Source organism: Flavobacterium antarcticum DSM 19726 (assembly GCF_000419685.1).
GTDB lineage: Bacteria > Bacteroidota > Bacteroidia > Flavobacteriales > Flavobacteriaceae > Flavobacterium > Flavobacterium antarcticum.
In genome coordinates this window covers 215,805-229,911 of the sequence record NZ_ATTM01000002.1, presented here as the reverse complement: position 1 = coordinate 229,911, position 14,107 = coordinate 215,805, and the positions used below count along the sequence as shown (strand labels likewise).

The 14,107-nt window shown below is 37.2% G+C and carries 8 protein-coding genes; 4 read left to right on the top strand and 4 right to left on the bottom strand.

What is annotated here, in order from left to right:
- Positions 1-17: 17 nt before the first annotated feature.
- The 4 genes from YWA_RS0104100 to YWA_RS0104085 all read left to right on the top strand — a co-directional run bounded on the left by YWA_RS0104100 (position 18) and on the right by YWA_RS0104085 (position 6,211).
- Positions 18-1,241: a DUF4856 domain-containing protein gene (locus tag YWA_RS0104100; protein WP_022827228.1), complete on the top strand. Its 1,224-nt coding sequence runs from the start codon at positions 18-20 to the stop codon at positions 1,239-1,241.
- Positions 1,242-1,305: 64 nt separating this feature from the next.
- Positions 1,306-2,421, top strand: a complete 1,116-nt coding sequence (locus YWA_RS0104095; protein ID WP_022827227.1) for an imelysin family protein — start codon at positions 1,306-1,308, stop codon at positions 2,419-2,421.
- 6 nt (positions 2,422-2,427) lie between these two features.
- A complete protein-coding gene (locus tag YWA_RS0104090; RefSeq protein WP_022827226.1) occupies positions 2,428-3,795 on the top strand; it encodes an HTTM domain-containing protein in 1,368 nt (455 codons plus the stop codon).
- 4 nt (positions 3,796-3,799) lie between these two features.
- Positions 3,800-6,211: a TonB-dependent receptor domain-containing protein gene (locus YWA_RS0104085; RefSeq protein WP_026718565.1), complete on the top strand. Its 2,412-nt coding sequence runs from the start codon at positions 3,800-3,802 to the stop codon at positions 6,209-6,211.
- Here the strand turns inward: YWA_RS0104085 and YWA_RS0104080 are convergent.
- From YWA_RS0104080 to YWA_RS0104065, 4 genes are read right to left on the bottom strand one after another with little or no spacing between them, the layout of a single operon-like run.
- Positions 6,208-8,169 (bottom strand): heavy metal translocating P-type ATPase, encoded by a 1,962-nt coding sequence (locus tag YWA_RS0104080; RefSeq protein WP_022827224.1) that lies wholly within the window; start codon positions 8,167-8,169, stop codon positions 6,208-6,210. The two genes, YWA_RS0104085 and YWA_RS0104080, sit on opposite strands and share 4 nt — an antisense overlap.
- Positions 8,170-8,223: 54 nt before the next feature.
- Positions 8,224-8,484 (bottom strand): heavy metal-binding domain-containing protein, encoded by a 261-nt coding sequence (locus YWA_RS0104075; RefSeq protein ID WP_022827223.1) that lies wholly within the window; start codon positions 8,482-8,484, stop codon positions 8,224-8,226.
- A 26-nt stretch (positions 8,485-8,510) separates the two neighbouring features.
- Positions 8,511-9,704 carry an efflux RND transporter periplasmic adaptor subunit gene (locus YWA_RS0104070; protein ID WP_022827222.1) on the bottom strand — a complete coding sequence of 398 codons (1,194 nt, stop codon included), beginning with the start codon at positions 9,702-9,704 and terminating at the stop codon, positions 8,511-8,513.
- A gap of 1 nt (position 9,705) precedes the next feature.
- Positions 9,706-14,049 (bottom strand): CusA/CzcA family heavy metal efflux RND transporter, encoded by a 4,344-nt coding sequence (locus YWA_RS0104065; RefSeq protein WP_022827221.1) that lies wholly within the window; start codon positions 14,047-14,049, stop codon positions 9,706-9,708.
- Positions 14,050-14,107 lie beyond the last annotated feature (58 nt).

Below are 14,107 nucleotides of genomic sequence, written 5' to 3'. Positions count from 1 at the left end.
TAAATCTAAATAACTATATGAAACGTATTACGTATTCTTTTGGAGCAATTGTATTGAGTTTATCGATGTTGACTTCATGTTCTAGCGATAATGATGATGCTACAAATCCTGTCACTTATGAGATTCCATCTACTTATTCTTTTGATAGAAATGGAGTAACAACTGTTGAATTTGACGGACAAACCACTCGTTTAAATATGTTAAATGAAATGGGTGCTAAATTTACAGATGCTGGAACCAACGGTACGGCATTAAATGTACTTGAGTTGCAAAATATGTTTTCGAATACTAATAATGCCTTTTCTTCTGCAGCATTAAATAGTTCAGGAAAAAATATAAAAAGTAAAACGGCTGCATCAAATGATTATTTCACATTGTTTTTAGGTGGCGGATCAACAGCTGAAAAAGTAGCAGTTCAATCGTACTTTGAATCTCAATTTACAATTGGAAACGTTGCAAGCCTTGGAAATTCGGCTTCAGCAGGAGTTGCAGGTTCTTATTTAGACGGAAGTAAAATGCGATTATTTGCTGCAAATGGTTTAGAGCCACAACAAATTCTTTTAAAAGGAATGATGGGTGCTTTAATGATGGACCAAATCTCAAATCAATATTTATCCGTAAATACATTAGACAAAGCGTCCACAAGAATCGAAAATACAAATAAAGTATTGGCTGAGAATTCAAATTTCACAACAATGGAGCATTACTGGGACGAAGCATACGGCTACGTTTATGGTGCAGATGATGTGGCGACTAATTCATTAAAATTTTGGAGTTCTTATATCAAACAAGTAAACGAAGATGCTGATTTTAATACCGTTAGTACTGATATCAATTTAGCATTCCGGAAAGGTCGTGCTGCAATTGTGAATAATGATTATTTAGTTCGTGACCAACAAACAGCTATTATTCAGAAAAATTTAGCTTTAGTTGCTGCAGTTCGTTCGGTATATTACTTACAAGAAGGTAAAGCGAAGTTGGTACAAGATAATGGTGCCAAGGCGTTTCACGCTTTATCTGAAGGATATGGTTTCATTATGTCATTACGATACACGCGCCAACCAGGAACTGATAATCCATATTTCAGCAAAGTAGAAGTGGATGCGATGTTGGCTTCCTTAGTTAGTGGACCGAACGGATTGTGGGATATTGACAATTTAAGTCCTAAACTTGATGCTATTTCTGCTCAAATTGCGAGTCGTTTTGGTTTCAGCGTGGAACAAGCAGCTACCGTAAATTAATTTAGAATAAATATAGATAGATTCTTTTTGAATTCGTATTTTTGCATTAAATTTAGTACCCTTTATGAAAAAATTGATTGTATTAGTTAGCTTCGTAGCGTTTTTAACGGCATGTTCCTCTAGTGACAACGGACCTTCAGGAAGTGGAGACAATTTTAACAGAACAACGTTGTTGACCCATTGGGCAGATAACATTATTATTCCTTCGTATCAAAATTACAGTAATAAACTTGCTGCTTTTTCAGCAGATGCGAATGCGTTTACAAATAATCCTTCCGTAGAGAACTTAGCTACAGTGCGAATTTCTTGGACGGCGGCATACGAAGCGTATCAGCAAGTAATGTTATTTAATATCGGAAAAGCAGCTGAGATTAATTTCAGTGAAGCAACCAATACTTATCCAACAGATGTGATCGGGATTGAGCAGAATATTGCTGCCGGAACTTATAACCTTGAATTGTTTTCACAGTATTCTAAACAAGGATTCCCTGCATTAGATTACCTGCTGAATGGTTTAGGAACCACGGATGCTCAAATCGTAGCATTTTATACTTCTACGCCAAATGCAGCAGCTTACAAGCAATATTTATTGGATCTAACCACTGTTTTAACTGCAAAAAGCAACGCTATTTTAATCGATTGGAACGGTTCGTACCGAAATACATTCATCTCAAATAGTGGAACAGCAGTGAGTAGTTCAACCAATAAAATGACTAATATTTTCGTAAAGAACTTCGAGAAAAGTATTCGTACCGGAAAAATTGGAATTCCAGCAGGCATCTTTTCTAACGGAACTTTATTTGCAGAGAAAGTGGAAGCATTTTACAAAAAAGATCTTTCTAAAAAGCTGTTGAACGTTGCCATTCAGTCTCAACAAGATTTCTTTAATGGAAAATCATTTAACGGAACGGCTACCGGACCGAGTTTGAAGTCGTATTTAGATGATGTGAAAGCAATTCGCAACGGTCAAAATTTAAGCACAATTATCAATAATCAGTTTGCTACAATTTATACTGCAAATGCAACTTTGAACGATAATTTCGCACAACAAGTAAGTACGAATAATGCTAAAATGATTGACGCGTATGATGCTTTGCAGCAAAATGTAGTTTACTTCAAGTTAGACATGATGCAAGCCTTAAATATCACCATCGATTACGTGGATGGCGATGGAGACTAATTCCTTATGAATCAAAGACTAAACGCATATTTTAATACGTATACATCAACCGCAACGCTAGCTTTTTTTAGGCTAGCGTTTGGTTTAATGATGCTTATGAGTTTGATCCGATTTGTGTCTTACGGGTGGATTGATCAGTTTTATATTCAGCCTAATTTTCATTTTACCTATTACGGTTTTGAATGGGTAAAACCACTTGGAATTTACACGTATTTGATCTATTTAGTTGCAGGAATAGCAGCATTTTCTGTTGCAATGGGGTTTAAATACCGCCTATCAATTGTTACTTTTTTTTTAGCATTTACTTATATTGAGTTGATGGATAAAACCTATTATCTCAACCACTATTATTTTATTTCGCTTGTCAGTTTTGTCTTGATTTTTTTACCGGCAAATGCGTATTTTTCTGTTGATTCCTATAGAAATAAAGATTTGGCTTTCGCTAAAATACCGCGTTGGAATACTGATATTTTAAAGGTAATGCTGGCTGTTGTTTATTTTTATGCTGGTTTAGCCAAAATTAATTCCGATTGGTTACTAGAAGCAATGCCTTTGCGAATTTGGCTTCCAACAAATGCTGATTTGCCTTTGATTGGCTCCTTTTTGAAAGAAACTTGGGTAGCTTATGTGTTCAGTTGGTTTGGCATGATTTACGATTTAGGAATTGTGTTTTTACTTTTAAATAAGCGAACGCGCCTTTTAGGATTCTTTTTTGTAGTTGTTTTTCACGTGCTAACCCGAATTCTCTTTCCAATCGGCGTTTTTCCGTACGTCATGATTATAAGTACGCTTATTTTCTTCGATGCAAGTTTTCATCAAAAAGTGCTTTTCTTCTTTTCACGTTTGTTTAAAATTTCAATAGATATTTGGGAAAACGGTAAAACCAAAATCGCTTCTATTTCGAATATATACAAAACAAAATTGGTCTTTTTAAGTACCTTTTTACTCTTGCAATTGCTCGTTCCATTCCGCTATTTAGTGTATCCAAACGAATTGTTTTGGACCGAAGAAGGCTTTCGGTTTTCTTGGAGAGTAATGCTAATGGAAAAAGCAGGCTATACCGAATTTCAAGTAACGGATGCAATTACAAGAGAAACAATTCACGTAGATAATGATGAATTTCTGACCCGATTTCAAGAAAAGCAAATGTCTTTTCAGCCGGATTTCATCATTCAGTATGCCCACTATTTACACGATTATTATCAAAAACAGGGTGTCAATGATCCAATAGTTACCGTTGAAAGTTATGTGGCTTTAAACGGACGATTAAGTCAAAAATACATTGACCCTAACATTAATTTAGCAAAAGAATATGATACATTCCAACACAAAAACTGGATTTTACCTTTTAATGACACCATCAAAGGCTTTTAGTTTTTTGTTCTTTCTCCTTTTTTCGATTACTCTTTTTGGGCAAAGTCGGATGAGTGGAACGATTCAGAATTCAAACAATACACCCGTGAATGGAGTAGAAGTGTACAATACAACTTCTGCGGCAAAGACTGTTACGGATGCAAATGGAATGTTTTCAATCGAAATAAAAGACCAAGTTGCGAATCAAATTATTTTATATAAAGAAGGATATGAATTAGTTGAAACTACGGTTTCTCCTGATCAAACCAATCCGATTTTTACCTTAGAAAAGATTAATAATTTATCTGAAGTAGTGATTCAAAATCAACGTGCTAAATTATTTAATTTGAATCGATTACGTGATGTGGAAGAAACGGCAATTTACGCTGGAAAAAAGACAGAAGTGATTGCAATATCTAAATTGACAGCCAATAAAGCGATTAACAATACACGACAAATTTTTGGTCAAGTAGTTGGCTTAACTATTAATGAAGGTTCAGAAGGTGGCTTGCAATTGAGCATTGGTGGTCGTGGATTGAATCCAAACAGAACCTCGAATTTCAATACAAGACAAAATGGTTACGACATTAGTGCCGACGTTTTGGGCTATCCTGAAAGTTATTATTCCACACCAACAGAGGCATTGGAAGAAATCCAAATTGTTCGAGGTGCGGCTTCTTTGCAATACGGAACGCAGTTTGGAGGATTGGTTAACTTTAAAATCAAATCACCTTCTAAAAAAGAGATGGAAATTACGACTCGAAACACATTTGGTTCCCATAACTTATTTACCAATTTTACGTCGTTAAGTGGTACAAAAGGAAAATTCAGTTACTATACATTTTTTAATTTTAAGCAAGGTAATGGCTTTCGCCCAAATTCGGAATTCAACAGTAAGAACTTTTTCGTGAATACCAATTATCAATTTAATGAAAAAACATCGGTGCATTTTGATTATACTCATTTTAATTACCTAGCGAAACAAGCCGGTGGATTGACCGATTTTATGTTCAACGAAAATCCCAACCAGAGTAATAGAGACCGAAATTGGTTTGCCGTGAATTGGAATTTATTTGCGTTAAGATTGAAACATAAAGTTTCTGAAAAAGCCGATTTTTCATTGCAATTATTTGGTCTAGATGCAAGTCGGAAAGCGGTTGGATATAGAAGTAACCGTGTTTCCAGTACCGATCTTGAGGGAACGGTTCGTGATTTAATTATTGGTGATTTTGTGAATTGGGGTGCGGAAGTGCGTTTTTTACAACGCCATGATTTCCTGGGAACCGACAATGCTTTTTTAATTGGTGCCAAATATTACCAATCTAAAAATGGAGGACTTCAAGGAGCGGGAAGTTCGGGCAAAGGTCCTGACTTTTCATTGGCAACAAGCGAATTTCCAAACTACCCAAGTCAATCGAATTACGAATATCCCAACTTGAATTTATCACTTTTTGGTGAAAATATTTTTAGAGTTTCTCCAAAATTTTCCATTACACCTGGCTTTCGTTACGAGAAAATCAGAACGGAAGCAAAAGGGTCTTACCGAAGAATTAATTTTGACTTAGCAGACAATGTGATTTTTGACGAAACGATTGAGGAAGACAACATCAAAGAACGCGACTTTCTTTTACTTGGAATTGGTTTAAGCTACAAACTTAAAAATCGTTTAGAATTGTACGGAAATGTTTCGCAAAACTACCGTTCAGTCACCTTTAATGACATTCGAACAGCAATGGCAAGTCAAGTGATTGCTGAGAATATTGGTGATGAAAAAGGATATACGTCTGATATTGGAATTAGAGGACAAATAAGCGATAAAGTAAGTTTTGACGCAAGTGTTTTTGGACTCTATTACAACGATAAAATTGGAGAATTTGAAGCACAGAATCCCAATGGAAGTGCCGCTGTTATTCGTTTCCGTGATAATCTTGGAACTGCGGCAACTTATGGTTTTGAAGCATTGATTGATTGGAGTTTAAGTAAAACTTTTTTTGCGGATAACGACCAATTTGTATGGAATGTCTTTACCAATTCTGCGATTACAGATTCGAAATATTTGAAATCGGATGCACCAAATGTAGAAGGAAATAAAGTCGAATTTGTTCCGCTGTTAAATTTAAAAACGGGAACTTCAATTGGGTACAAAAACTTCATGACAAGCTTGCAATTGACTTATGTTTCTTCTCAATTTACAGAAGCTAGAAATAGTATTACGGACAGAAATGACAATACGTACGGGATTTTTGGTGAAATTCCATCATATTATGTAGCGGACTTTTCGGCTTCTTATAAATGGAGAAAATTCAAATTGGAAGCAGGAATTACTAATTTTACAAACAACAATTATTTTACCCGTCGTGCCACTGGATATCCAGGACCAGGAATTATTCCTTCCGAAACGAGAACGTTTTACAGTACTTTAGAATATACTTTCTAAAACTTCATTTTCTGAATTCGAATCGCGTTTAAAATGGCGAGTAAAGCAACGCCCACATCAGCGAAAACAGCTTCCCACATCGTTGCTAAACCTCCGGCTCCTAAAATAAGAACTAGACCTTTGACTACAAATGCAAGCGTAATATTTTGCCACACAATTTGTTTGGTCTTCTTACCAATGGCGATTGCAAGTGGGATTTTACTCGGATTGTCGTCTTGAATAACGACGTCAGCGGTTTCAATGGTGGCGTCACTTCCCAAACCGCCCATCGCAATTCCGATGTCGCTTAACGCTACAACAGGGGCGTCGTTAACTCCATCGCCCACGAAAGCAACGATTTTGTCTTGCAGCTTTATTTTAGTCAAATGCGACACTTTATCTTCGGGTAGTAAATCCCCAAAAGCAGTTGCAATTCCTAAAGTGGTAGCGACTTCTTGAACAACCGCGTTTTTATCACCACTTAATAGTGTAGTTTTAATTTGTAATGCATTGAGTTGGTTAATCGTCGTTTGTGCTTCTTTTTTAATGGTATCTGAAATGGTCAAGTAGCCCACAAATTCATTCTGATAAGCAACGGCAATCGTCGTAAACACAATAGACTCTACATTTATTTGGTGATTAATGGAAAATTTATCCATCAGTTTGAAATTTCCAACCAATAAATCAGCACCATTATAAACTCCTTTCAAACCTAAACCAGGAATTTCTTCCACTTTACTGAATTGGATTTCTGAATCAACGGCTCCGATATACTCGTGAATTGCAGTTGCCACAGGATGCGAACTTTGACTTTCCAACACATTCACTAAATTCAAAATCTCCTTTTCGTCAAATTTCGATTTAAAAGCCACTTGTTGGACTTTGAAAACGCCTTCGGTCATCGTACCGGTTTTATCCATCACCACGTGGTTTACTTGTGCAATTAAATCCAAGAAATTACTTCCTTTAAATAGAATTCCGTTTTTACTTGCAGCACCAATTCCACCAAAATAACCAAGCGGAATACTAATTACCAACGCACACGGACACGAAATAACCAGAAATACCAAAGCACGATACAACCAATCGCTAAACACATAATTTTCAACAAAAAGTGCGGGAACAAAACAAATTAAAATGGCTAAACCAACAACAATTGGCGTGTAGATTTTAGCGAATTTGGTAATAAACAATTCGGTTGGTGCTTTTCGCGAAGTCGCATCTTGTACCATCAACAATATTTTAGACAGTTTACTATCTGAAAATTTGGTCGTCACTTCAATATGTGAAACCGAATTCAGATTAATCATTCCTGCCAAAACAGTTTCCGTTTTTACTTTTGAATCCGGCACACTTTCACCCGTCAACGCCGAAGTATTAAACGAAGATTTCTCCGAAAGTAAGATACCATCAAGCGCCACTTTTTCACCCGGTTTGAGTTGCATGATTTGACCAATAGCCACTTCTGCAGCTTTTACAACCGTAGTTTTATTTTCCGAATCAATAATCGTAACCTCTTCCGGACGCGAATCCAATAAGCTTTTGATATTTGCTTTCGCACGGGTGACTGCCATTCCTTGAAACAGTTCACCAATCGTATAAAACAACATTACAGCGACTCCTTCTGGAAATTCACCAATCGCAAATGCACCCAAAGTTGCAATCGTCATTAGAAAGAATTCTGAAAACACATCGCCTTTTTTAATGCTGACCCATGCTTCTTTCACAACGGGAAAACCAACAGGTAAATACGCAAAACTATACAAAATCAACCGATAGGTTTCAGTAAACCAAAGCGGTTTTAGCAGATAATCCAATACTAGACCTACAATCAAAAGTGCAAACGAACCTAAAGCAGGTCCAAAAAGAGCAAGTTTGTTTTCAGTATTGATTTCGTGGTCGTGGTCGTGCGAATGTTCGTGGTCGTGTTTGTTTTCTTCAGGAGAGGTCGAACAGCAGTCAGAATGAGGGTGTTTCATGCAAAAGAAGTTTAAAAAATCCCCTATCAAATGAATCAATAGGGGAAGTTAGTTTTAGTGGTTGTGGCCTTCGTGCGATTCAGTTGCCGTGTTATCGACAGCTACTAAATCCATTTCACAAACCGGACACTTTCCTGGTTCAGTATAGGTTTTTCCTTTTTCGCAATCCATCGGACACGAATATGCAACTTCTTCACTCGTAGTCTTAATTATGGTTTCTGTTTCTGTAGCCGTTTCAGTTTTTACTTCGGATTTGCAGGAGGTCATTGAAAAAGTAGCTAAAGCTAAAGCGAACATTAAAATTGTTTTTTTCATAGTTTTCTATTGTTTTAAATTAGTTATTAATGAGCATGACCGCCACCACCTTGGCTTTTGGTCAAATGACTTTGAATGTAATAAGCACCGTCAACTGCAATTTTAGCATCGGGATTTATTTGTTGCAACACATCAACTTGTACGAATCCAAGTTGGGAAGCGCCTTCTTTGACTTCAATTCTTTTGAAATGATATTCGTTATCGCCCGAATCGTTTTTATCCAATACAAAGATAAACGACCGACCATCCGCTTTTACAACTGACTCTAAAGGTAATGCAAAAACTGCATTCGCACCAAGGTCAATCAACGCATTTACATACATTCCTGAAATTAATTTCTCATCCTTATTGTCAATTTCGGCATGAATGGCAACCGCTTTTGTATCGTTTTCAAATGCTTTTCCCACACCAAAAATCGTTCCTACAATTTCATTTTGATTCTGATTCGTCAAAATAAAACGTATTTTTTGTCCTATTTTAACCTTGTATAAATCCTTTTCATACACCAATAAATCGACGTGTAATTTCGAATTATCTACAATATTCAAGAGAGAAGTTCCCGCGGTAATTGCCGTGCCAATGCGAATGTGAATTTCTGTCACATAACCACTTATTGGGGCTAAAACCGGAACTGTTGCCGAAGCATTTTCTCCCAAATTAATGTTCAGCAAAGCCAATTGTTTTTTCAATGAAGCAAATCGGGCTTGTTCCATTTCATAATCTGACTTGGCTTTCTCATACGTTTTGTTTGCATTTACTGCTTCTTCATTAAGCGTTTTCTGACGTTCGTAATCGGCTTTTAGAAAAGTCAAGTTGCTTCTTGAATGCAAATACGCCTCTTTCAATTTTGCAAATTCAGGACTTTCAATTGTGGCAATTACTTGTCCTTTACGTACTTTTTCGCCTTCTTCTACCAAGATATTTTTGACAATTCCACTTGAATGTACGGAAACATCGGCTTGATTTTGCGGAGGTAATTTGGTATACCCATTCGAAGAAATAACTTCATTCAAATTCTTTTTTGAAAAGGTGCCTAAAACAATTTCGGCAGCCTTGAATTGTGCTTCGTTCAAATGCACTTCATTTTCTTCCATGTGCGGTTCTTCAGCGGCAACAGGATGGTCGTGTTCATCTTCGTGGTCGTGACCAAATTGAATGTAAAGCAGTAATCCCACTACAATTACAATCAAAATACTTATATATATACTTGTCTTTTTCATTTTATTGATTGGTTAAATAATGCAAATTAATCACATTTTGATTGTATTTATAAACCGCCTCATTGGCACTCAAACGCACTTCATATGCCGTTTGAATACTCTCCACATATTCCACATACGATATCGCTCCGTTTTTAAAACTCTTATCGGCGTTGGTGTTGATTTCCTTCGCGTTCGGAAGTGCGATTGTTTTATAGAAATCCATTAGTGATTTTGCGGTTGCTAATTTTGTCGTTTCTTGTTGGAAACTTGCTTTGATTTCACTCTGAACAAACGCACTGTTTTTCTCTTCCACTTCCGTCTGAATTTTAGCAGCTTTCGCTTTTGAAATCGAACTTCCTGCGAAAATAGGTACGGCAAGTCCAACGGTAAAACCACTGAAATCCAACTCACTTCCGTAAAACGCACCTGAATTATTGGATTTTTCAGCACCAATCATCGACTGCATAAAGTAACCTACTGAAAATTCAGGGTACAAAGATGCTTTTTCTAATTTGTGATTGGCTTTTGCCAAATTAATTTGCAGTTCCGCCACTTTTAAATTCAAATTCGCATCAGTTGCATTTTCCGAAAGTGTGTATTCCAACGCAATTAATTCTTTTTCCGCTATATCGAAGTCTTCGTTGATTTGCATGAAATGTGCCAATTTGCTTTTTTCAATGTCCATCAAAGCAGTATTCGTTTTGATGTTCTGTTCCAATTGCATCTGTTTTACAACGGCTATGTTTTTTTCCAACGCATTAGTTTCACCCAAATTGTAGCGTAGTGTAGCAGCATTTGCAAATTTCAATAGAATTTCATTTTGTTCCTGCAACAATTTATTTTGAGATTTGTAAAACAACAAACTGTTCCAAGATTGCCTAATTTTAAACACCAAATTTTGTTTGGCTTTCGCCAATTCCAGCTGACTTACAGCGTTGTTTAAGTTCAATACTTTTTTTCTCGCGCCAATTTCAAACGGATTAAACTTCTGATTTATTTCAAAATTCTTATCATTTTCCGTAGAATTCAATTGTCCAAAAGAAACATTCAATTCGGTTTTAGGTACTTCCCAACCGGATTTGGTCAATGCTTCTGTTTTTCGAGTTTGCAATGCCGCCACTTCAATTTGTAGGTTGTTTTGCAATCCCAATTCAATTGCTTGTTGTTGATTAAGTGTTTTAATCTCCTGTGCTTGAGAAACGGTAATTCCTGAAATCAAAAGTAGTAGCGTAGTGGCAGTCGTATTCATTTTAATCGAATTTTTAAACATGGTCTCTAAATAATAATACAAAATAGGCAAAACAATTAAAGTCAGCAAAGTTGCCGTCAGTAAACCTCCAATTACGACTGTCGCCAATGGTTTTTGCACTTCAGCTCCTGCAGAAGTACTCAATGCCATCGGTAAAAATCCCAGCGAAGCTACGGCAGCCGTCATGATAATGGGACGCAAACGTGTTTTGGTTCCCATTTTTATTCTAGTGGTAATATCTGTAATTCCTTCGGCTTTTAATTGGTTAAAATAGGCAATCAAAACGATTCCGTTTAATACGGCCACGCCAAATAGTGCAATAAAACCAACTCCAGCAGAAATACTAAACGGCATATCGCGCAACCACAAAGCGAAGATTCCTCCAATTGCCGAAAGCGGAATCGCTGTAAAAATTAATAACGATTGCTTGATGGAATTAAAGGTGAAGTACAATAAAATCAATATCAATCCCAACGCCATTGGAACGGCAATCATCAAACGTTCACTCGCTTGAATTAAGTTTTCAAACTGTCCACCATAAGTGACGTAATAACCGTCGGGTAGTTTTAATTCGGCGTCTAGTTTCGTTTGGATTTCTTCTACAACACTTTTTACATCTCTATCACGAACGTTGAAACCAACCACAATCCGTCTTTTTCCTTCTTCGCGGGAAATTTGCATGGGACCGTTTTCCATCTTGATATCGGCGACTTGATGCAGCGGTATTTGATTGCCAGAAGGCAACGAAATAAACAACTGTTCTAAATTATTCAAATCTTGTCTACTTGAGTTTTCTAGACGAACCACTAGGTCAAAACGTTTTTCGCCTTCATAAACGACACCTGCTTTTTCGCCCGCAAAACCCATTTTTATTACGCGATTTAAGTCGCTTACTTTTAGTCCGTAAGCGGCCATTTTATCGGAATTGTACCGAATGGTAATTTGAGGCAATCCCGCCACACGTTCTAGTTCAGCATCTGTAACTCCGGAAATACCGCTGATTTTACGCATTACTTCTTCGCCTTGACTCACAAGCATATCAATATCGTCACCAAAAATCTTTATTGCCACGTCGCTTCGCACACCCGTCATCAATTCGTTAAAACGCATTTGTATCGGTTGTGAAAATTCGGTGGTGACGCCCGGAAGGTTTTCAAGTGCTTTTTCCATTTCTTGCGTCAACTGTTCTTTGGTTTTCCCCGAAGTCCATTCGCTTTTGTCTTTCAAAATAATCATCATATCGGCGGCTTCCATCGGCATTGGATCCGTCGGAATTTCAGATGAGCCTATTTTTGAGACAATCATCTTTATTTCGGGAAACTTGGCTTTCAACAACTTTTCTGCTTTTGTAGTCGTTTCAATTTCTTGCGAAAGTGAACTGCCAGAAGCGATAATAATATGGGTGGCAATGTCACCTTCATCTAAATTCGGAATAAATTCGCCTCCTAAATTTGAAAACACAAGCAATGAAATCGCTAACAATCCTAGTGAAATTGCAATAATTAAACCTTTAATTTCCAACGCTTTTTCTAAAATAGGTTGGTAAAAGCTATTCAATTTGTCAATGATTTTATCACTGAAATTCCGTCGTCGGTCGATGGTTTTGCTTAAAACTAACGACGTCATCATTGGCACATAAGTCAAAGACAACAGGAATGCGCCAAGAATCGCGAACGAAACCGTTTGTGCCATGGGTCCGAACATTTTCCCTTCAATACCCACCAATGCTAAAATCGGTAAATACACAATTAAGATGATGATTTCTCCAAAAGCGGCACTTGTTCTGATTTTTGAAGCTCCTTTATACACTTCCTCGTTCATTTCGGCGGTAGAAAGTTTCGTTTTCTTGCCCAAATGGAGTCGGTGTATGATGGCTTCGACAATGATTATGGCTCCATCGACAATCAATCCGAAGTCAATCGCACCAAGACTCATCAAGTTGCCGCTGACGCCAAAAAGTTTCATCATCGAAATCGCAAACAACAACGACAAGGGAATTACAGAAGCAACCACTAATCCGGCACGCCAATTTCCCAATAACAAGACCAAGACAAAAACAACGATTAAAGCGCCTTCAAGCAGGTTTTTTTCAACGGTACTAATGGTTCGGTCGACCAACATCGAACGGTCTAGAAAAGCAGTCACTTCCACGCCTTCAGGTAAGGATTTCTTGATTTGCTCCATCTTTTCTTTGACGCGTTGAGTGACTTCGCCGCCATTTTCGCCTTTTAACATCATGACCATTCCAGAAACATCTTCGCCTTCACCATCTTTGGTAACGGCACCATAACGCGTGCTACTTCCTATTTGTACTTTAGCCACGTCACGAATGAGTATCGGAATACCGTTATTGTTTTTGACGACTATCTTTTCGATATCGCTGATGCTTTTCACCATGCCAATTCCACGAATGAAATAGGCATAGGGTTTCTTGTCAATATAAGCGCCACCTGTGTTTTCGTTATTTTGCGAAAGCGCGTCAAATATCTCGGTTATCGAAGTATTCATACTGTTCAATCGGTCGGGTTGAATGGCAATTTCGTATTGTTTTAAATGACCGCCAAGCGTATTTATTTCGGCAATTCCTTTGATTCCCATCAATTGAGGTTTGATAATCCAGTCTTGTATTGTACGCAATTCTGTAGCGTCAAACTTGTCTTCAAAGCCTTTTTTAGGATGAATGATGTATTGGTATATTTCGCCTAATCCTGTAGAAACGGGTGCCATTTCAGGCGTTCCCATATCAGGTGGAATCGCATTTTGAGCTTCTATTAGCCGTTCTGCGACTTGTGTTCGAGCCCAATAAATATCTACGTTTTCTTCAAAAACAAGTGTAATTACACTTAAACCAAATTTACTTATAGAACGTAATTCCACCGTTTTCGGAATGGTCTTGAGCGATTGCTCAATTGGATACGTTATAAATTGCTCAATTTCTTGAGTCGCTAGGGTAGGAGATGTTGTAATAATTTGCACCTGATTATTAGTAATATCCGGCAAGGCATCAATTGGCAAATGGACAGCAGAATAGCTACCTACCAAGATTAATGCTAATGTGAATATTCCAATAATAAACTTATTATGGATGCTAAAATGTATGATTTTATCTAACATGTAGAAGGTATAAGAAAGGTAAAACAATAAGAAATACCCTGATTTAAGTCAGCACATA

Bases quoted from the DNA above. Each gene is read 5' to 3' on its own strand.
- YWA_RS0104100 (WP_022827228.1), top strand. From the start codon at position 18: ATGAAACGTATTACGTATTCTTTTGGAGCAATTGTATTGAGTTTATCG.
- YWA_RS0104095 (WP_022827227.1), top strand. From the start codon at position 1,306: ATGAAAAAATTGATTGTATTAGTTAGCTTCGTAGCGTTTTTAACGGCA.
- YWA_RS0104090 (WP_022827226.1), top strand. From the start codon at position 2,428: ATGAATCAAAGACTAAACGCATATTTTAATACGTATACATCAACCGCA.
- YWA_RS0104080 (WP_022827224.1), bottom strand. From the start codon at position 8,169: ATGAAACACCCTCATTCTGACTGCTGTTCGACCTCTCCTGAAGAAAAC.
- YWA_RS0104075 (WP_022827223.1), bottom strand. From the start codon at position 8,484: ATGAAAAAAACAATTTTAATGTTCGCTTTAGCTTTAGCTACTTTTTCA.
- YWA_RS0104070 (WP_022827222.1), bottom strand. From the start codon at position 9,704: ATGAAAAAGACAAGTATATATATAAGTATTTTGATTGTAATTGTAGTG.
- YWA_RS0104065 (WP_022827221.1), bottom strand. From the start codon at position 14,049: ATGTTAGATAAAATCATACATTTTAGCATCCATAATAAGTTTATTATT.